Source organism: Amaricoccus solimangrovi (assembly GCF_006385685.1).
Lineage (GTDB): Bacteria > Pseudomonadota > Alphaproteobacteria > Rhodobacterales > Rhodobacteraceae > Amaricoccus > Amaricoccus solimangrovi.
Window position 1 is genome coordinate 1 of sequence record NZ_VFRP01000032.1, and the last position, 18,340, is coordinate 18,340.

General features: G+C 67.8%; 18 protein-coding genes. 4 read left to right on the forward strand and 14 right to left on the reverse strand.

Translation table 11 applies throughout. The features are described 5' to 3' along the window. Nucleotides 1-432 precede the first annotated feature (432 nt). Nucleotides 433-3,396, forward strand: coding sequence for a TrlF family AAA-like ATPase (locus FJM51_RS24545; protein WP_140455941.1), 2,964 nt, complete (start codon nucleotides 433-435; stop codon nucleotides 3,394-3,396). Nucleotides 3,397-3,467: 71 nt separating this feature from the next. Beyond that, on the forward strand, nucleotides 3,468-4,973 hold the full coding sequence (locus FJM51_RS20200; protein WP_140455942.1) for a hypothetical protein: 1,506 nt from the start codon (nucleotides 3,468-3,470) through the stop codon (nucleotides 4,971-4,973). A gap of 234 nt (nucleotides 4,974-5,207) precedes the next feature. On the opposite strand, the gene FJM51_RS20205 is transcribed toward FJM51_RS20200, so the two are convergent. Then, nucleotides 5,208-6,641: a DUF6880 family protein gene (locus tag FJM51_RS20205; protein WP_140455943.1), complete on the reverse strand. Its 1,434-nt coding sequence runs from the start codon at nucleotides 6,639-6,641 to the stop codon at nucleotides 5,208-5,210. 564 nt (nucleotides 6,642-7,205) lie between these two features. On the opposite strand from FJM51_RS20205, the gene FJM51_RS25385 reads away from it, so the two are divergent. Further along, the gene (locus FJM51_RS25385; RefSeq protein ID WP_368733486.1) at nucleotides 7,206-7,457 is read left to right on the forward strand and encodes an excalibur calcium-binding domain-containing protein; all 252 of its coding nucleotides are present in this window, start codon (nucleotides 7,206-7,208) and stop codon (nucleotides 7,455-7,457) included. Between the two features lie 69 nt (nucleotides 7,458-7,526). Beyond that, nucleotides 7,527-7,742 (forward strand): hypothetical protein, encoded by a 216-nt coding sequence (locus tag FJM51_RS20215; RefSeq protein WP_140455944.1) that lies wholly within the window; start codon nucleotides 7,527-7,529, stop codon nucleotides 7,740-7,742. Between the two features lie 36 nt (nucleotides 7,743-7,778). Here FJM51_RS20215 and FJM51_RS20220 read toward each other — a convergent pair whose 3' ends face one another. From FJM51_RS20220 to FJM51_RS20275, 13 genes are all read right to left on the reverse strand, one after another. Then, nucleotides 7,779-8,810: an ATPase, T2SS/T4P/T4SS family gene (locus FJM51_RS20220; RefSeq protein WP_140455945.1), complete on the reverse strand. Its 1,032-nt coding sequence runs from the start codon at nucleotides 8,808-8,810 to the stop codon at nucleotides 7,779-7,781. A gap of 1 nt (nucleotide 8,811) precedes the next feature. Next, nucleotides 8,812-10,152 (reverse strand): TraB/TrbI/VirB10 family type IV secretion system protein, encoded by a 1,341-nt coding sequence (locus tag FJM51_RS20225; RefSeq protein ID WP_140455946.1) that lies wholly within the window; start codon nucleotides 10,150-10,152, stop codon nucleotides 8,812-8,814. After that, a complete protein-coding gene (locus FJM51_RS20230; protein WP_140455947.1) occupies nucleotides 10,149-11,021 on the reverse strand; it encodes a TrbG/VirB9 family P-type conjugative transfer protein in 873 nt (290 codons plus the stop codon). The genes FJM51_RS20225 and FJM51_RS20230 overlap by 4 nt, the downstream gene beginning before the upstream one ends. A gap of 45 nt (nucleotides 11,022-11,066) precedes the next feature. After that, a complete protein-coding gene (locus tag FJM51_RS20235; protein WP_140455948.1) occupies nucleotides 11,067-11,699 on the reverse strand; it encodes a VirB8 family type IV secretion system protein in 633 nt (210 codons plus the stop codon). Nucleotides 11,700-11,773: 74 nt separating this feature from the next. Then, nucleotides 11,774-12,988: a TrbL/VirB6 family protein gene (locus FJM51_RS20240; protein ID WP_140455949.1), complete on the reverse strand. Its 1,215-nt coding sequence runs from the start codon at nucleotides 12,986-12,988 to the stop codon at nucleotides 11,774-11,776. Nucleotides 12,989-13,002: 14 nt separating this feature from the next. Beyond that, nucleotides 13,003-13,407: a hypothetical protein gene (locus FJM51_RS20245; protein WP_140455950.1), complete on the reverse strand. Its 405-nt coding sequence runs from the start codon at nucleotides 13,405-13,407 to the stop codon at nucleotides 13,003-13,005. Further along, the gene (locus FJM51_RS20250; RefSeq protein ID WP_140455951.1) at nucleotides 13,404-14,135 is read right to left on the reverse strand and encodes a type IV secretion system protein; all 732 of its coding nucleotides are present in this window, start codon (nucleotides 14,133-14,135) and stop codon (nucleotides 13,404-13,406) included. The genes FJM51_RS20245 and FJM51_RS20250 overlap by 4 nt, the downstream gene beginning before the upstream one ends. After that, a complete protein-coding gene (locus FJM51_RS23925; RefSeq protein WP_181164665.1) occupies nucleotides 14,132-14,281 on the reverse strand; it encodes a hypothetical protein in 150 nt (49 codons plus the stop codon). Before FJM51_RS23925 ends, FJM51_RS20250 begins: the two co-directional genes overlap by 4 nt. Continuing rightward, nucleotides 14,281-16,647 (reverse strand): VirB4 family type IV secretion/conjugal transfer ATPase, encoded by a 2,367-nt coding sequence (locus FJM51_RS20255; protein WP_140455952.1) that lies wholly within the window; start codon nucleotides 16,645-16,647, stop codon nucleotides 14,281-14,283. Before FJM51_RS20255 ends, FJM51_RS23925 begins: the two co-directional genes overlap by 1 nt. Continuing rightward, nucleotides 16,640-16,927 carry a VirB3 family type IV secretion system protein gene (locus FJM51_RS20260; RefSeq protein ID WP_233713200.1) on the reverse strand — a complete coding sequence of 96 codons (288 nt, stop codon included), beginning with the start codon at nucleotides 16,925-16,927 and terminating at the stop codon, nucleotides 16,640-16,642. The genes FJM51_RS20255 and FJM51_RS20260 overlap by 8 nt, the downstream gene beginning before the upstream one ends. Further along, a complete protein-coding gene (locus FJM51_RS20265) occupies nucleotides 16,924-17,247 on the reverse strand; it encodes a TrbC/VirB2 family protein (RefSeq protein WP_140455953.1) in 324 nt (107 codons plus the stop codon). The genes FJM51_RS20260 and FJM51_RS20265 overlap by 4 nt, the downstream gene beginning before the upstream one ends. Next, complete coding sequence (locus tag FJM51_RS24840; protein WP_306419454.1) at nucleotides 17,235-18,080, reverse strand: lytic transglycosylase domain-containing protein; 846 nt, start codon at nucleotides 18,078-18,080, stop codon at nucleotides 17,235-17,237. The genes FJM51_RS20265 and FJM51_RS24840 overlap by 13 nt, the downstream gene beginning before the upstream one ends. After that, entirely contained in the window at nucleotides 18,077-18,337 is a 261-nt protein-coding gene (locus tag FJM51_RS20275) for a hypothetical protein (protein ID WP_140455955.1), read from the reverse strand. Before FJM51_RS20275 ends, FJM51_RS24840 begins: the two co-directional genes overlap by 4 nt. Nucleotides 18,338-18,340: the final 3 nt, after the last annotated feature.

Genomic DNA, 18,340 nt, shown 5'->3' on the forward strand with positions numbered 1-18,340 from the left:
GCCGAGGCGTGGATATTCATCGCCCATATCCGCGTCCTGACCAGGCGCCTCGCAAGGTATTGGCACGGCGCGTAGAGTTTCGAGTCCGGCTCTGAGAGCCGGCGCGCGGGCCTAGACGCGCATGTCCCGCTTTGGATCATCGTCGACGAAGCAAACATAGATCTGTCGGAACAGAGCTACTACTTCGAGCCGGGCGCGAAGATGGGAGCCTTCAGCGCTCGCTTCACGAAAGCCGTCCAGACCCTCATGATCCAAGCGATCAAGGAGCGGAGGCTCAGCCGTACTATGCGCCGATAGAGTTGGGTCAGGCGGGCGGAATGTGGTCGTTCGCGCAAGCATACTCGAATGGCCGGTTTGAAGGCGGGCCACAGATTACTGGTTGCATGACCGGCTTCCGAGTAGGAGATCAGAAGAAGAGCATCCGGGGGACCCATGATCAACCGCGGTTCGGAATGGCACCGTTGGGAGCCGCATATTCATGCGCCCGGCACCCTGTTCAACAACCAGTTCAAAGGCCCCAACGCTTGGGGCGACTATTTGACCAACCTCGAACAGGCGACGCCCGTTATCCGCGCAATCGCGGTGACCGACTATTATTGCACCGAAACCTATCGTCGCGTCGACCGAGAGATGAGAGAAAACGGCCGCCTGCCACAGGTTGCGCTTGTTTTCCCCAATGTCGAGCTACGGCTTGATGTGGCGACGGTGAAAGAGCGCTGGACCAACATCCACCTGCTCGTCTGTCCTGACGATCCGGAGCATGTGGCGGAGGTGGAACGATTTCTCGGCCGGCTGAGATTTGAGGCCTTTGGCGACAACTTCGCCTGCACGCGAGAAGACCTCATCAAGCTGGGACGAAAATCCAAGCCGGAGCTAAGCGATGAGCGGACCGCGTTCCGCCACGGCGCTTCACAGTTCAAGGTCAACTTCGGAAAATTGCGCGAAGAATACGGCAAGAGCGATTGGGCGAAGGAGAACATCCTGGTCGCCGTCGCAGGCGCCGAAACCGATGGTACGTCCGGCATCCGCGATGCCAATGACGCAACGTTGCGCCAGGAAATCGAGAAGTTCGCGCACGTTATTTTTGCCAGCAGTTCGGCGCAGCGCGATTTCTGGCTGGGACGAAAAAGCGGTGTTGGAGAGGACGTGCTGCGCGAGCGATACGACGGCTGCAAGCCCTGCCTGCACGGCAGCGACGCACATGAGCAAGCGACCGTCGCCAAGCCCGATGGCGACCGCTATTCCTGGATCAAGGGCGCGTTGGAATTCGATGCGCTGCGCCAAGCCCATATCGATCCCGCCGGTCGGGCCTGTGTTGGCCCCCATCCCCCGTTTAGAGCCACCCCTGCACGTGTCATTGCTGAAATAGAATTGACGGGCGCGGACTGGGCGCAGACGCCGAAGCTCGCCCTCAATTCTGGTCTGGTCGCCATCATCGGCGCGCGGGGCTCGGGCAAGACCGCTCTCGCGGATGCGATCGCGGCGGGATGCGACGCCACGGAAGGCCGCTTGAGCAACGCGTCGTTTATCGTGCGGGCGCGTGAGCATCTCGACGGCGTCGGCGTCCGGCTGACTTGGGAGACCGGGGATCCGTCGATGCGCCCGTTGCTCGACGATGCCTTCGATCCGTCGCTCTATCCGCGGGCGCGCTATCTCTCACAGAAGTTCGTCGAAGAACTGTGCTCGGCCGATGGGCTGAAGGACGAATTGCTGAGCGAGATCGAGTGGGTCATTTTTGAAGCCCACAGCACGCTCGAACGCGATGGCGCGACGGATTTCGGCGAGCTGCTGGAGCTGCGGACGACGGTGTTGCGCGACAACCGCACTCGCGACGAGGAGGCCATCGCGGCTCTCTCCGATCAGGTCGGGCTCGAGCGCGAGAAGCAAAGCCAGATCGTCGGCCTGAAATCGCAAATCACTCAGAAGGAAGCGCTGATCGCCGGCTACATCAAAAGCCGAGACACGTTGGTGACTGCCGGAAGCGCGGAGCGTATCGCGCGGCTGAACGCGCTGATCGAAGCCGCCGATCATGTCCGGACCCAGATCCGGTTGTGGTCGCAGGAATGCCAAGTCCTGCGGTCTCTGCAGAACGACGTGTCGGATTTCCGAACCAATCGCGCGCCCATGGCTCTGCGCACGAGCAAGCAGACCTTCGTCGGCGCGCATCTGGATGACAAGGCGTGGCAGGCGTTCCAACAGACTTACGCCGGCAACGTCGACGGGACGTTGACCGAGCGGCTGGCACGGGCCGAACGGCAGGCAGCTACATGGCGGGGTAGGGAGCACCCTCGTAAGGCGAGCGATCAGAACCCCTATGTGGCCGATGACGCCGAGCTGAAGCGATTGTCGCTGGGCGAACTGGAGGCCGAGATCGGTCGCATTCAGCGCCTGATCAACATCGATACGGACACCGCCAATCGCCTGAGAACGATCACCACCAAAATCGGAGATGAGAATGCCGCGCTGAAGCGCCTGAAGGACGCGCTGGCCGATTGTGAAGGCGCCGCAGCGCGGACCACCCAGCTCCAAACAGATCGAGAGCAGGCCTATTTGAGGGTCTTCGAATCCATCGTCGCGGAAGAACAAGTGCTGCACACGCTGTATCGCCCGCTCATGGATCGGCTCGCGCAGGCGTCCGGGACGTTGCGCAAATTGTCCTTCTCGGTATCTCGCCATGCGGACGTGCATCGCTGGGCGACGGAGGGCGAAAGCCTGTTCGACAAGCGGCGCACCGGCCCTTTCAAAGGCGTGGGCACGTTGGAGACCTGGGCCGACGCGTTGCTGAAGCCGGCGTGGGAATCGGGCGATCCGAAAGCCGTCGCGGAGGCGATGGCGGGATTTCGTCAGGCCCATCAGGCCGAGTTGCTCGATCTCTCCGAGGTTCCCCGATCACAGCAAGCGGATTATCGCTCTTGGCTGAGACGGTTCGCCAAATGGCTCTACGGCACCAGCCATATCGAGATCAGCTACAGTATCGACTACGAAGCGGTCGATATCCGCAAGCTCTCTCCGGGCACGCGCGGCATCGTCCTGCTGCTGCTCTATCTCGCCTTGGACGACAGCGATGATCGCCCCCTGATCATCGACCAGCCGGAAGAGAACCTCGATCCTAAGTCAATCTTCGACGAGTTGGTCGAGCTTTTCATCGCCGCGAAGAATGTGCGCCAGGTCATTATGGTGACGCACAACGCGAACCTCGTCGTCAACACGGACGCTGATCAGGTCATCGTCGCGTTTTCCGGCACGCACACGCCCGGCAAGCTGCCGCCCATTCGCTATCTGTCGGGCGGCCTCGAAAACGCGGAGATGCGCAAACACGTCTGCGACATCCTCGAAGGTGGCGACCGGGCCTTCAAGGAGCGCGCACGGCGACTTCGCGTCCGCCTCGATCGATGAGGACGGACGACGACATGGACAGCGAATTAGATCCCGATCGCATTGGTCGCATCGGCGAACGGTAGTTCGAAGTGCTCTGCGAGCGCGCAGGCCTCTATTGCAACAAGAGCGTCGTCGACGTGCTGGGCTGGGATTTCATCGTGGAGTTCCCGATGACGCCGGCCGGCCAAGCGGTGCCTCTCGATCAACGCCCCACCAACGCCGCCCGCGTTCAGCTGAAATCGACACTCGGCCGCACCGGCAATCGTATCCGCCTCAGCCTGTCCGCCATCGATCGCTTGGCCAAGGACCCTCGGCCGGCACTCATCGTCGTGTTTCGGCTGCGAGCCGACGGCGACCTCCAGTCCGCCTATCTTGTCCACCTAGTCGGGAATGAGCTCGCGCGCGTTCTGAGGCGATTGAGACTGGCGGAGGCCCGCAAGGCCCACGACATCAACCACACCGATATCAGCTACGACTATGAGAAAGTCGGGGTGCGCTTCGAGCCGACTCCCGCCGGCTTATTGGCAGCCCTGAGTGCGGCGTGCGGACAAAATCCTGGCGCCTACACGATCGAGAAGCAACGGCAGCTCGCCGAGCTTGGCTATGAGAACGGCCAGTTCGAGGCTGAGGCACTTATCCAGATTGAGGGTCCAGAGCATTTCAACAGTCTGTTGCTCGGCCTCGCGCCCTTGAAGCCGCACCGCCTCCGCGTGTTCGACAGCCGGTTCGGCATACGCCTTCCTTATCAAGGCACGCTGTTCGACGACATCGAGGAGCTACGGCTTACGCCTCCGACTCTGGGTTCCTGCGAGATTTCGATCCGCGGACCCGGCTTCGGACAAGCGGCGCGGTTCGACGGCGAAATGTTCATCGGGCCGCCAATAGCCGAGCCGTATGGAGCAGAGCTTCTCATCCGCACCGCCGACTTCATTATCCGGCTGACACTGCCGGCGCTCAAGTTCGAGAGCGTCGGATCGATCGATGACATGGCGCATTCCCTGGAGGAGTGGGCGGAGCTGCTTCGCGCGCTCACGCTCATGGCGACGGGGCAAGCGACCCTGACGATTGCCGGAAACGAACGCATCCCGTCGATCACCTTCCCGGTCGATCAACCCATCACCGGACCATACCTCGACGAGATTCGGCTGATCTCCGCATTCTTGGACGGGTGGCTTCAGCTTCTCACGAACGCAGGCCTTCGCTCCACCGCGAGATTCAAGTTCGATGCGTTTTGGGAGGCGAATGAAGCCCGTATGGCGGTGGACATTCTGCTCAATCCGAAATCCCAGGCTCGCTTCGAGTTCCAGACCTTCGATATTGAAGAACCGTCGTCGCCTCCCGAATGCTTGTATTTCAACAGCGCGTCGTTTGCCGACACCAGCATAACCTTCAGCGCGAAGGTCTTCTTCGAGCGCTCCGATGATCCGGAATGGCAGTATTGGTCGACCCGCTTCGAAGCTCTCGATGTGCGACCGAAGGTCGACGACATCGAAGAATACGGAATGGACCAGGCGACCGCCTGCGACCTGAAGCTTCTCATCGACCCGACGAACGTGACATTGGCGCCTCGGCGGGACATCAGAGCGAGGACTTGAAGGCGGGGCAAGGTACAGCTTAGCCTCCACCATGACCGAACACAGCGCTCTCGGGCCATTGATGTGGCAGAGGAACGCGAGTTTTCGGGCTGCATGCTTGCCAACGCGGGAGATCGATCCGGGGCACAGGCGGACGTTGACCTTAAGGTCTGCGAACGTCGGCTTTGGGCCGAGCGCCGTCATTCCCAGGCGGCGCGGCATTGGGCCCAAGCGCGCTCTGCCAAGTCGTCGACATCAATCCCGGACGAGCTGCCAGAAGCCATGTTTGCGCGCATGCCTTTTCCGGAGAGCCGCGACGAAATCCGAATGCGTCGCGAACTCGTGGTAGTTTTCGATAGCGCGATCGTTCGCCTGGCATTCGGCGAGATGGCGCGCCGCATGCCGGTAGCGTTTGGATTTCGCTCCGTCGAGCGTGTCCTCGATCATCGCCCGCCGCGTGAGGCTCGCGGCCAGCGGATGTCTGGTATCCAGCGCGGCGGCGGCCGGCGTGAGGGTATAGTAGGCATTGCCGTCGAGTTCATTGAACCGGCTCATGACCATGTGCGCGGCGCGGTCGTACGCGGGCCAGTTGATCAGGAGGGCGATGGCGGCGCCGAGATGGGGGAAGGTTTCCGCGAAGCCGAGCGCGCGTTCCTCGGCTTCGATGTCCTCGAAATCCGGCAGGAGCCTGAGATATTTCCGAAGGCTGGATTCGCCGAGCGTCCGCTCGAACCCGAGCCACAGATGCCGCTTGAGCTCCTCGGTCCTGCCTTGCCTCTCGAGGCACTCCTCGAGGATCTGGTCGAGAGCGAAGCTGAAATGCCCCGCCCCAGCCTTCTCGGCGTCGCGAGCGCGTGTGATCAGATCGAAGGCTTCGTCGACACGTCCCGCGTCCAGGAGCCGCCGCGCGACATCCGGGGCGATCGTGCCGAAGGTCAGCTGCTCCGCCGAGTAACGCGCCATATAGGCGTCGACGTCGCCCTGGGCATCGGCCACATCGGCGAGGATGATCGACCGCGTCGTCTCCTTGTTGCGCCGGACGGCTTCCTCGGCGGGCGAGGACAACCCGTAGGATCGATATCGCGCGATCTCCCCCTCCGTCGGAGGCGCGTCCGCCCAGGCGTTGGTGATCCGCTTGAGGTGCTCCAATCCGTCCCGGCCGAGCGCCGCCGCCATCGCCGGAATGATCCCGTCGAATTCGCCGTAACCGGCGTCGGCGACGGCGGGGAGGATCCGCTCCGCCTGCGCTTCGGGATCGACGGAAAGCCTGGGCGCAAGTCTGGCAACCGCTTCGATCACGTCGTCGAACACGCCGCCGATCGCGCCATTGCTGTCGTCGGCGCGTTCGTGGATCGACGGCGCCAGCTGCAGAAAGCTCCAGAGAAGCTCGAAAGCCGCCTCCGTGTCATGCGGCGCGACCACCTCCTCGATCAGGCGGACCAAACCCTCGAGGTCCTTCACCAGCGCCTTCTGCCCGTGCCAGTCCATGAAGCTGCTCGAGCGCCGGAGCGACGCGAACCGCTTCCGTATATCCGAAGCGACGTCCTCGGGTCCCTGCGCCGCGCTGAGTTCCATGCGCGCGCGGCGCTGGAGCGCGGCATTGCCCGCGACAAGCTCCATGACCAGAGCGGCGAGCTTTTCCGCGCCCAGTCGTTCCAGATTGGCTGCGTTCAGGGTCTTCTTGGACATCGGGTTCCGGGCCGCGCTCAGGGCGTCGAGGATGACCGAGGGGAGGTGGCGCCGCAATCCGGGACGGCGGGGCACGCCGTGATTTCGAGACGAAACAGACCCTGGCGGCGCGCGGGCCAGCCACTTGAGCGCCGCTGACGACGCGCGGCGGTTGTCTGGAGTAGCAAGTACCTGATGGAAGCGGCTGTCAAAGCGCGAGCGGTTTCAGCGCAAGCTATTGACCCGACCAAGTCAACCTCGTCACTCTGATGACAGGCAAGGGAGGGTGAGACATGCGATACGGAGCCAGTCGTTCGGCTTGTCTGCTCGCGGCCGCCTGCGCGCCCGCGACTCCACCCGCGCCAAACCACACGCCGCTGACCCTGGCCTATGCCGAGGCGGACAGCGAGAAGCTGTGGGAACCGCGGGCGACCACGACGGATTCGCTGCGACTCCTGATGGTCGAAGCGGAACTCGGCTCCCGCGGCCAGTTCGAGAGCGGCGATCGCTATCTCGGTCCCGCTCCAGGTCCTCGGTCGGTGCGTACCGATACGCGCGCTCAGGGCCCTCACTCCACGATCGGAATTGTTCGGACTTCCCGTCGCCTCGGCGCAGCGCTTCTTCCTGTCGGCGGGGGGACCGAGCTTCGACCCGCATGGGCTTGATCGAGATGGCGACGGGAACGCCTGCGAGTGGGGAACCAAACCGCGCGAGATCCACGCGGCCAGAACGCCGGTCCAAGTGGCGCGGCGTGTCGAGAGCCGGTGCTACGTTGGCCCCAGAGGCGGGACATACACGATCACCGCGAGCGGATACAAAGACTACGATGGCTGTTGAGCGTTTCGCCGGCGGCGCGGGATCTTATCCCGGCTCGGGCGGTCGCGTCACACCGATCGGTCCGAACCGATGAAGCGCCTGAACGCGAACGGGGTGGCCTGCGTCGAGTACCTGCTGGCGAAACTCGACGCGATGATCGCCGAGCGGACCGCCGCGTCCGATCAACCGGATATCGTCCGGGCCTCGATCGCGGAAATGAGGGAGACGCGGGATTGGCTTCGAAGCCTGCTGCGAGGAGAGAATGCCCCCTCCCATCGCGAACCCCCTCGGGATTGGCTCCACTAGTTTCAACGGCGCGTCGCTTGACATCACGCCGCCGCTTCAGTCCGCCAGCGCCGGCAGGAAGACCTCGAGCACGCCGCGCCGTCCGTCGCGGCGTCCGACCTGGACGATGAGATCGAGGGTGCGGGTGGCGTAGTCGAGCACATCGGCGCGGGTCTGTCCGGCGCCGGCGCGCATCACCATGAGCGCGAGGCGTTCGAGCGCGAGCACCGGGCTGTCGGCGTGTATGGTCGAGATCGAGCCGGGATGGCCGGTGTTGATCGCCTCGAGGAAGGCGAGGGCCTCGGGCCCGCGCATCTCGCCGAGGATGAGCCGGTCGGGCCGCATCCGGAGGGCGGAGACCAGGAGCTGCGCGGGCGAACGCTCGGAGTCGCCGAGGCGTTCGGCGATGAGCGCGACGGCGTTCGGATGCGGCGGATGCAGCTCGCGCGCGTCCTCGATGGTGACGAGCCGCTCGGCGGGATCGGCGCGGGCGAGGAGCGCGCGGGCGACCGTGGTCTTGCCCGAGGAGGTGCCGCCGGAGACGAGGATGTTCATCCGCTCGCCGATGGCGCGGTCGAAGAGCTCGGCGAGCCGGCCCTCGCGCGCAAGCCGGGCGATCCCGGCGAGGCGGGCGCGGCGCTCGCCCTCGACGCTGACCTGGTGGCCGGCGAGAAAACCGATCTCGCCGAGATCGAGCACGCGGGCGACGTATTTGCGGATCGACAGCGCGGCGCCGTCCTCGACCGCCGGCGGCACCACCACCTGTACGCGAAGCGCCTGGCCGAAGGCGCGCAGGCTGCCCGAGACCAGCGGATGCCTCGGCCCGATCCGGTTGCCGGTCTCGCCGGCGAGATGATCGGCGAGCCGGCGCAGCCGCTCGGGCGCGAAGCGGTGCGCGGTTGCGACCATGTGCTCGGCCTCGGCGCGCTCGATCCAGACCGCGCCGTCGGGATTCACCACGACTTCGTTGACCGCGTCGGAGACGAGCAGCTCGCGGAGGTCGCGCAGCTCGTGTTCGGCGTGGCTCGCAGAAGCGGGACTGGTCGAGGTCAGGGCAGGATGGCGAGGGGAGAGGGGCGTGTCGTACATCCTAAAACACCAAATCCCTATTAACGAAGATGGTGAGCCGGTCGCCCTGGGAGACGTTGATCGTGGGCGCGATCCGGAGATAGGCGTCGAGCGCGCCGCTGGAGGCGGCGCGCAGATCATCGCCGATATCCTCGATCGCGTCGGCCGCGTCGCCATTGGTTTTGTCGTCGATGATCACCTGCGGCGCGAGGCCGAAGACAGAGATCAGCGCGGCCGAGCCGAAGCGCTCCCAGAAATGCGTGTCGACCTGACCCGGCTGGCCGGAGCGGCCGAGCGCGTCGGCGCCGAGCCCGCCGAGGGCCACGCTTGTGCCCTCGGGCGTGATCGCCCGGGTCCAGGCGATGAGCGCGCGGCGCTGCGCGATGCGGACCTCGGAATTGTAGCTGCCGATCAGCCGGGTGCCGCGCGGCAAGAGCGTGGCGGAGCCGTCGTAGGAGAGCACGTCCTCGCTGAGGACGGCGCGGACCGCGCCGGGCAGGTCGGTCGAGAGCGCGGTTTCGAGCACGGCTTCGAGAATGGTGCCCTGGACGATCATCCGGTCGGGCGCGGCGAGCGCGGTGGCGCGCGCGGTCTCGACGCCGCCGGCGCCGGCCGAGGCGAGAAAGGCCTGGTCGCCCGAACGGCGCCCACCACCGCCAGCCGCGCCGCCGCCCGGAACCCCACCGGCGGCGCCATCGAGCACCAACCCGCGTGACTTCACCTGGGCCGCCTCGATCTCCGCCGCCCGCGCAAGCTCGGCCTGCTCTTGCTTCGCGCCCGGATCGATGCCGGCGGTGACCGGCTGCTGGCGCGACAGCAGCTGACGGGTGACGTCGGCGCGGATCGCGGCGGCGTTGGCGTCGAGCATCGACTGCAGCTCGGCGCGCGAGGGTCCGGGCTCGCGGCTCCGGAGCGTGGCGAGCTCGGTCTCGAGCGCGGCGAGCCGGGCCGCGTCGGCCTCGCTCAGGCCCGCGCGCGGCGGGGTGCGCGCCGGGATCGCGGTCTCGAGCGGCGGGGGTGCTGTCGGCGCCGCGCCGCGCGGGATCTCGGTCGAGATGCCGAGGCCGGGCGGGGTCTCGCGCTGCATCTTCTCGGCCTCGGAGGTGCCCAGCCCGAGCAGGCTCCGCGCCGGGCCGGGCGCGAGGGCCCAGACCGCCGCCCCGGCGAAGAGCAGCGCAAAGCCGGCGCCGGCGACGCGGCGTGGCGCGCGACCGCGCGGCCGAGCGCCGACGCGCGCGCTGATCCGGTCGAGCCGCTCCATCTGGTCGGCCTTGTCGAGGCCGCCGCCACGGAGATCCGCTTGGTCGAGCTTCTCAGGGTCGCGTCTGTCTGGGCCGTGTTCCTCGTCGCGCGGCTCGGTCATTTCGGGAGGCCCCGGGGTTGGGCGGAGGCGGGAGTGGCGCTGGCGCCGGAGACCCGGGCGTTGGCGAGCGCGCTCCTCGGCATCACCGGCGCGCGGCCGCCGGGGACGGTGGCGATCACGCGGGCATGGGCGACGCAGAGCTCCGCGTCGCCGATCCGGAGCGTCCAGCGATCCGAGGTGCCCATGATCACCGCGCCGTTCTCGAGCGCGCGGGTGTTGACGATGCTCTCGCGACCCTGGGCGTCGACCTTGAAGATCGCGGGTCGCGGCGTGTCGGGGGCGAAGAGGAAGGTGGTGGTCCTGCCGTCGTCCCAGACCGAGACCGGTCGGAAATCCGCCTTCGGGCCCGCGACATAGTAGTTCGGATCGCGCGCCCGGCCGGCCTCGGCGCTCCGCCGCGCCGCCTTGGCCCGGTCCTGCTCGGGGTAGCGGAAGCCGACGCGGTAATTGAGGCTCGCCGAGCCCGCGCGCGCCGGCACCGCGCGGAGCTCGAAGGTGTAGCTGCGCTCTCTGGTATAGACCGTCATGTTGGTGCGCGCGCCCGCGATCAGCGGTTTGATCGCGAGCACGTCGCCCTGCTGGAGCCGGATCACCTCCCAGCTCTCGCTGTCGCCCATCAGGACCGAGTCGACGCTCTCGCCCGGCGCGAACTCGATCGAGGTGATGATCTTCAGCGCCACGTCGAGCCGGTACACCGTGGTCGGGGCATAGGTATAGGCCTTGATCCGGGGATCGGCGCCGATCGAACGCGGCCCGGTCTCGGCGCGGGCGGGGCCAGCTCCAAACGTGGGTGAAAGCACGATGAGCGCGGCGAGCGCGGAGGCGGCGAGCCGGCAAACGGCGCGGAACGGGCAGGGCAGGGGGCGCATGATGACTTACTTTCCGGGTGCGTCGAGCGTCTCGGCGTCGACGCGTTAGCTCGTGACGGTGAAGCCGAGCGGGTTCTGCCAGACCGCCTCGAGCGTGCGCTCGGTCCTCGGCCGGAAGGCGAATCCGACCGTGGCGACGAAGGCGCGGCTGACCGGGGGCAGGCCAGGCTGCTCGAGCTTGCGGGTGAAGCGGATCTGCGCGGTGGCGTCGTTCAAGACGGTGACCGAGCGCACGACGACGCGGATCAGCGTCTCGGCGCCGTAGAGCGCGGGCGGATACTGGTCGGCGCCGCTGCTCCAGAGCCCTCGCAACGAGTCCGCCGCCTGGCCTTCTGAGCCCGCCAGCACCTCGGGGATGCGGGTCGCGTTGTCGGCGTTGTCGTAGGTCTCGCGCTCGGTGACGTAGCGCACCAGCTCGGCCTGGCGCACCGCGTCGCGCTCGGCGAGGTCGCCGGGCAGGGTGGAGACGACGAGCTCGGACTCTCCGGTGGCGCGGTCGACCATCACCACATAGGGCCGCACTTCCTTCAAGGGCAGCGCGAGCAGGAGCGCGCCGGTGGCGCAGGCGGCGATGGCGATCGAAGTTCCGGCCATCCAGCCCAGGAGCGTCGCGCGGCGGCGCAGGCCGAAGAACACCTCGTCCTCGAAACGGTGGATCGGATCGGCCTGGCTCGGCATCAAGGGGACTCCTTTCCCGGGCCGCGCGGCTGGGGTGCGTCGCGCGGCGGATCGTGTGCGAGGTTGCGGGGAGGTCAGGGTTTGGAGGTCGGGGGCGTGGAGGAGCCGGCTCCGGCTCCGGAGCTGGTCCCGGTCCCGGTTGGCGACGGCGTCGGCGGCATGGCGGCGGCGACCCGCGCCGCCCGGGCGCGGCTGTCGCGGACGTATTGCATCATCGCGGCCTGGCCGGCCTCGAACTCGCCGCCCATCGTCGATCGCTTGCCCAGGCTGGCGAGGCGCTGCTGGTAGCGCTGCTTGCCGATCTGGGCCGCCTGGTAGCTCGCGATCAGCTCCTGGCCGAAGGCGGTGCCGCGCTGGCCGGCGGGCGCGGCGGCCCCGGCGCGCGCCGCCCCGGCCGTCGCCGCGACCATCGGCTTGCCGGCGCGATAGGCGGCGGCGCCGAGCCCACCCGTCGCGACCGCGCCGGCCGCCATCATCGAGGCTTCGCGAACGCCGCTCGCGGTCGCGACCACGGTCCCGGCGAGCCCGTTCACCATGCTCGGCACCTGGCTCATCAGGAAGATCGCCGCCATCGCCACGATCAGGAACCCAGCGGCCTCGGTCAGGGTGGAGGCCGTATCAACACTCAGCAAGAGATCCTCGCCGATCCTGACGATCGCTCCCATGACGCCAGCGAGCACGAGGGGGATCATCGCAAACCCCAAGGTGAACTTCGCCCAGGAAGAGAACAGGTCGCTGGTCGCCTTGAACAGCAGGGTGCCGATGAACACCGGCGCGAGCGAGATTGCCATCGCCAGCCCGATCTTGCCGATTCCGGCGACCACGATGGCGACGCAGGCCATCAGGGCGCCGACGACTGCGAGCAGAACCGAGAGCAGGCTGATCGAGAAGTAGCCGCTTTCGTCGGCAGCCCGGTCCGAGAAGTCGAAGATCGAGGTCACCATCTCGTCCAGCGCCTCATTCAAGGTGACATCCCCGGAGGCGTCGAGTAGCCGCGCGCCGATCGACCCGGGCACGTTGGTGAGGATGTCGTAGATCGGCGCGAACTGCGCCCAACTCGTGGCGATGGCGAGCACCATCACGTAGCGCATGCCCCACTTGGCGAAGTCTGTGGCCCGGATCGGCGCCCACTGAAAGACGACATTGGCGCCGAGAAAGGCGAGGGCGACGATGCCGGCAAGTCGGATCGTCGTTGTGACCGCTCCGCCAAAGTCGACGAACACTGTCTCGGCGTAGGCGGCTACGGTCGCGTCGACCATCGCCAGCGTATCCACGATGAAGGTCGCCATGCCTCATACATCCTTCACTTGATGGCGCCGACCGATCGGCAATAGGCAAGGGCCTCGCGCAGGCCGTTTCCTTTGCGCTTCTCTTCGCGCACTGTCGCGGCGAGGCTTTCGTTCGAGCGCCCGAAGTAGTCCTCCGGCACACTCGCCAAGATGGCTGGCCAGTCGCGGCGGCCGTTCATACATCCGATGTCGTAGGGACGACCGTCGGCGTATGCCTGGCACTGTTCGGTCGCATTCCGTGCTTCCCACCGCACCAGGTATTGATTGACGATGCTCTGGAGGGCCGAACTTCCGTCGACCTGCTCCATCACCTCCATCATAGGCGGCCGATCGCAGTGAAACGACCCGCCCACAGCGAAGGCGGGCGCGGCGCCAATCAGGGTGAGGGCGATCCCCGTGGTGGCGGTCATAGTTTTCATCGGGTCTCTCCCTCTCCGACGCCGCGCATGAAGGCGCGCGAGGCCATTTCCTGGCGGGTGTAGAACAACGACTGGGCGCCCTGCGCGTTGGCCTGGGCCGCGAGCACGCGCAGCAGTTCGTTGGTCATCTGGATCTGCTCGATCTGGACCCGGGTGTTGAAGTCGATCGCGGCCTTCACGTCGGTGTTGGCGTCGATCCGGGGCACGAGCGCGGTGACGCGGGCCATCGCCTCGTTGGCGCGGGCGTAGGAATCCTCGCCTGTCGCCATCGCCGCGAGCGAGGATCCGCCAAGCGTGGCGAGCGAGCGGTACTGCGCGAGATCGGAGGAGGCGAAGTCCCCCAATCCCCCAAGATCGAAGTTCGCCTTGATCCGGTTGATCGAGGCGACGATGCGGGTGGTGTTGCCGAGGATGTCGCGCCCGGTCGCCGCGCCCTCGACCAGATCGGGGAAGCTGTCGGCCGCGCCGCGCGCGGCGACGTCGGTCGCGGAATTCATGAGCAGGCTCATGCCGCGCGGCCCGGTCAGCGCGTTGATCTGCTGCTGCGCGCGCTCGATCATCTCGACGCCCTGACGTACCTGCTCGATCGCCTGCGCGACGTTCGAGGCATCGAAGACGGGGACGCCCTGCGCCGAGGCGGGTCCGGAGATCGGCAAAGTGCCGACCAGCGTCGCGAGGACGGCGGCGGCGCGGAAAGTCGCCGCCCCACTTTTACTTTGACGCCTCATACGACCGCCAGCTCCGCCGCGCGGACCGGGGTCCAGTCGCAGACGCAAGGAGAAGTCTTCCCGGTGGTGCTCGCGCAGCCGGCGAGAACGATCGCGGCCAAGGCGAGGGTGAGCGCGGGGACAAGCATGAGTTTGAGCCGGGGCATCAGATCAGTTCCTTCCAGAAGTCGGGTCGATCGCGCCAGCCCTCGAGCAGCCAATCGCCGCCCGGGCCACCGCCGAGCACCTTGGCGAGCGGCCCGAGCGCGCCGAGGTCCATGTCGGCGATCACGCTCATGTCGCCGGAGCGGATCAGCGCGAGCCGACTCTCGAGCGCGCTGGCGCAGGCGAAGCCGAGCTCGCGATCGGTGAGCCCGAGGGGGGCGAGCTCCTCGGCGGTGTTGCGCGCGTTCGGATAGAGGATGGTGGTGGCGGCGGATTCGAGGATCGAGCCGCCGGCGCGGCTCTCGCGGATATGCGCGACACGCTGGGTGAGCAGGACGACGGCGACGTTCTTCTTGCGCATCGTCAGCATCCAGTCCTTCAGCCGCCGCTCGAAGTATGCGTCGTCGAGCAGCTTCCAGGCCTCGTCGAGCACGAGCAGCGTCGGTCGCCCGTCCTCGACGAGCCGCTCGATCCGGCGGAACACGTAGGAGAGCCAGGCGGTGCGCACGGCGGGCGTGTCGAAGATCTCCGAAAGATCGAAGCCGGTGACCGTGGCGTCGAAGCCGAGCGTGTCGACGCCGTCGCCGGCGAAGAGCCAGCCGAAGGCGCCCTCGGCGTCCCATTCGCCCATGCGCTCGAAGAGCGCGCCCTCGTCGTCGACGGCGCGGAACTGGCGGCGGAAGGCGCGCAGGCCGCGCAAGGCGGGATCGGTCTCGGCATTGACCCGGACCGCCTGCGCCAGCGCCTGGGCCTGGGTCGCGCTGAGCGGACCCTCGCGCGAGAGCAGCGCCGAGAGCCAGTCGGTGAGCCAGGCCTGGCCGCGCTCGTCGGTCTCGGCGGCGAAGGGATTGAAGCCGGTCGCCTCGCCGAGCCGCACGGCGGAATAGCTCCCGCCCATGGCGCGGAGCGGCGTCTCGAGGCCGCGGTCCTTGTCGAAGACGATGATCCGGGCGCCGGTGCGCCTCGCCTGAGCGATCAGGAACGCGGTGCCGAGCGTCTTGCCCGAGCCGGTGCGGCCCAGCACCAGCGTATGGCCGACACTCCGCTCGCCCGGCCGGCCGCGCAGGTGGAAGCTGAAGCGGAACGCGCCGCCGGCGGCGGTCGGCAGCGTGGTGATCGGCTGGCCCCAAGGGGTCTCGGAAGCCCCGAGCCCGCGCGGATTGGCGTGGAGCGCGGCGAGATGGGCGAAGTTCTTCGACGAGATCATCGCGGCGCGGGCGCGGAAGCCGGCATTGCCCGGATGCTGCGCGAAATACCCCGCCCGGGCGCCGATCTCCTCGCGCACCATCACGCAGCCGGCGCGGCTGCCGGCGGCGCGGGCCTGGCTCGCCGCCGCGTCGAGCTCGGCCGGGCTCCGGGCGAAGAGCACGACGGTCGCGTGATGCAGGCCGAAGGCGATCCGGCCCGAGGCGAGATCGTCGGCCGCGTCGATCAGCTGGGCGCGCAAGCTCGCCGCCGCGTCGTCGGCCGCGCCCATCTGGCGCACGGTGCGGCGGATCCGCGCCAGCGCCTCGACCTGCTCGATCGGCGTGAAGGAGTGGGTGACGACGCCGTCGCAATCGAGATCGAAGCCGTCGAAGATCCCGGGCGACGTCGCGGCGGGATAGGCCTTGAGCGAGAACACCGCGCCGAAGCGCAGGTCGTCGGTCGAGGCGCCCGGCACCACGAACTGGTCGCCCTCGAAGCGGACGCTCGTGCTTGCGACGAGATCGGCGAGCGGCCGGAAGCCTCTCGCAGCCGGCATCGGTTCGGCGCGGCCGGTAACGAGCGCGCCGAGCAGTTCGAGCCAGTGGCCGCCCGAGAGCGTGAGCCGTTCGGGACGAGTGACGGCGAGCGTTTCCATCAGGAAGGCCACGACCTCGTCGAGCCGCTCGATCCTGCGCGCGATCCGGTCGCGCTCGGCGGCGGGACCGGCACCCATGCCGAAGAGCCTGGCCGCGACACCGGTGAGCTTCGCCGGCCGCAGCGTCACGGTGACGAAGCTCCGGCGCTCGCGCAGCTCCTTCGCGCCGAGCGCCGCCTGCCAGCGGGACTCGACCGCGTGCGAGAAGCCGTCGACCCAGAGCAGCGCGCGCGGCTGTGGCGCGGCGCGGCTCGAGACCCGGTGCAGCGTGAAGCCGAGATCGAGGCTCGCCTGGGCGATCACCGACTGGACCGCCTCGGCGACATCCTCGACCAGCGCGCTCTCGGCGGTGGCGGCGCCGAGCCCCGCCACCGCGAAGCTCGCCATCAGCTCGCCGTCGCGCAGCATCAGCACGTCGTCGCGCAAGGCTGTGACATAGGGCAGGTGCGCGGCGAGGCTCACGTCCTCGCCGATGTCGCGCGGCTCGAGCCGGCGGCGGCCGAGGCTCCGGACGGCGTCAGGCACGGTAGATGATCCCCTTGCCCTTGAACCAGGCGGCGGGGAGCGGCGTCTTCGTCAAGCTGGTGAAGATCACGTCGAAGATCCGCGCGTCCCAGGCGGCGAGCGCGCGTAAGGAGGCGTAGCCCACCACCGCGCTGAGCCCGAACCAGAGGAATGACAGCGTGGCGATGAAGCCGCCGAGCACCGTCATGCCGAGCACGATGACATAGGTGAGCGGCAGCCCCATCAGCGCCACCGGCCGGGTCAGCGCCTGGAAGCAGGGGGTCGGGGACCCGGGCGTCACGCGAAGCCGCCGAGGATCGTCGCCGAGCCGAACAGGATGACGAGGCCGACGCAGATCGAGACCGCGAGGCCGAGGTTCATCCGGCCGAACAGGAAGGCGATGCCGACGGCGGCGAGCGCCACGAGCCCGATCGCGCGGCCCGTCGTCCCGGTCAAGGCGGTGCCGAGCGTGGTGAAGAAGGTGTCGATCGGCGACAGGTCCTGGGCGCGGGCGGGCGCCGTCGTCAGCAGGGACATCGCCAGCGCGGCGAGCGCGCGCGGTGCGAAGGGGCGCAGGCACCGATGGAGGGACGCGCGGGCGGAGGTGATCAGTTTGGCCATTCGAGGACGGTTCCTTGTCGGGGGTGGGAAACGGGTGTGTCGGCGCGTTCGTCGAAGCTCTCGGCGCGGGTGAGAAGGATGGGCTCATCGCCGGCGCGGGACACGCGCGTGGGCTCCGGCGTATCGGCGGGCGCGTTCCGCGTGGAGAGAGTTACGGAACTTTCGGGTGCGAGCCTGCCATCCGTCTCTGCGGAACCCGCTCGGCGGAGACCAGCGGCGGCGGTGATCCGGGCGACATACTCCCGGGTCTCGCGGAACGGCGGCACGCCGGCATAGCGGGTCACGCGATGCGGTCCGGCGTTATAGGCGGCGAGCGCGAGGTCGACGCGGCCGAAGGCCTCGAGCTGCGCGGTGAGATAGCGCGCGGCGCCGCGCAGGTTCGCCAGCGGCTCGAAGGCGTCGGCGACGCCGAGCGCGGTCGCCGTCTCGGGCATCAGCTGGCCCAAGCCCCGCGCGCCTTTCGGCGACACCGCGTCGGGATTGAAGCGCGACTCCTGGTCGATCAGCGCGACGAAGAGCCGGGCGAAGGCGTCGGTGTCGAGCCCGGCCACGACCACGCCCGGGTGGCCCGCGAAGGCGCGCGCCACGCCCTCGGCCATCGGCCGGTAGACCGCCGCGAGACGCCCCGCGCCGCGCGTACGGTGCGTGCCCGGAAATTGTTCTACATCATAAGTTCTATTCTCGGCTAAACTCCGCGACGTCGCCCCGCGCGCCAGCATCATCCCGTTCCGGTCGAATTCCCACACCTCGGCGCGCGCCGAAGCCGTGCCTTGCGTGAGGAGCAGTCCCAGCGCCAGCAGACCCTTGGCGGCGATGTCGCGGCGCCGGTTCATCGCAGGTCCCATTGGATCCAGGCGACGACTGCGAACAGCAGCGCCGAGGCCCGCGGCTCCGGCACGAACCAGGCGCCGAGGATCAGCGCCGCAAGCGCCATATGAGGCGCGAGGCGCCAGCGCGTCGACAACAGGCCGAGCGCCACCAGCGCGACGAAGCCGCCCAGCAGCGTCGCGACGGTGCCGGCGATGAGCCCACCGACCTCGAACGCGCCGCCGATCCAGAGACGCGGCGTCGCCACCAGCGTGGCGAGCACCGC

Coding starts and splice junctions, on each gene's coding strand:
- FJM51_RS20245 (WP_140455950.1), bottom strand. CDS start 13,407: ATGAAAACTATGACCGCCACCACGGGGATCGCCCTCACCCTGATTGGC.
- FJM51_RS20230 (WP_140455947.1), bottom strand. CDS start 11,021: ATGCGCCCCCTGCCCTGCCCGTTCCGCGCCGTTTGCCGGCTCGCCGCC.
- FJM51_RS20240 (WP_140455949.1), bottom strand. CDS start 12,988: ATGGCGACCTTCATCGTGGATACGCTGGCGATGGTCGACGCGACCGTA.
- FJM51_RS20215 (WP_140455944.1), top strand. CDS start 7,527: ATGAAGCGCCTGAACGCGAACGGGGTGGCCTGCGTCGAGTACCTGCTG.
- FJM51_RS24545 (WP_140455941.1), top strand. CDS start 433: ATGATCAACCGCGGTTCGGAATGGCACCGTTGGGAGCCGCATATTCAT.
- FJM51_RS20225 (WP_140455946.1), bottom strand. CDS start 10,152: ATGACCGAGCCGCGCGACGAGGAACACGGCCCAGACAGACGCGACCCT.
- FJM51_RS20235 (WP_140455948.1), bottom strand. CDS start 11,699: ATGCCGAGCCAGGCCGATCCGATCCACCGTTTCGAGGACGAGGTGTTC.
- FJM51_RS23925 (WP_181164665.1), bottom strand. CDS start 14,281: ATGCCCCGGCTCAAACTCATGCTTGTCCCCGCGCTCACCCTCGCCTTG.
- FJM51_RS20205 (WP_140455943.1), bottom strand. CDS start 6,641: ATGTCCAAGAAGACCCTGAACGCAGCCAATCTGGAACGACTGGGCGCG.
- FJM51_RS20220 (WP_140455945.1), bottom strand. CDS start 8,810: ATGTACGACACGCCCCTCTCCCCTCGCCATCCTGCCCTGACCTCGACC.
- FJM51_RS24840 (WP_306419454.1), bottom strand. CDS start 18,080: ATGAACCGGCGCCGCGACATCGCCGCCAAGGGTCTGCTGGCGCTGGGA.
- FJM51_RS20250 (WP_140455951.1), bottom strand. CDS start 14,135: ATGAGGCGTCAAAGTAAAAGTGGGGCGGCGACTTTCCGCGCCGCCGCC.
- FJM51_RS20265 (WP_140455953.1), bottom strand. CDS start 17,247: ATGGCCAAACTGATCACCTCCGCCCGCGCGTCCCTCCATCGGTGCCTG.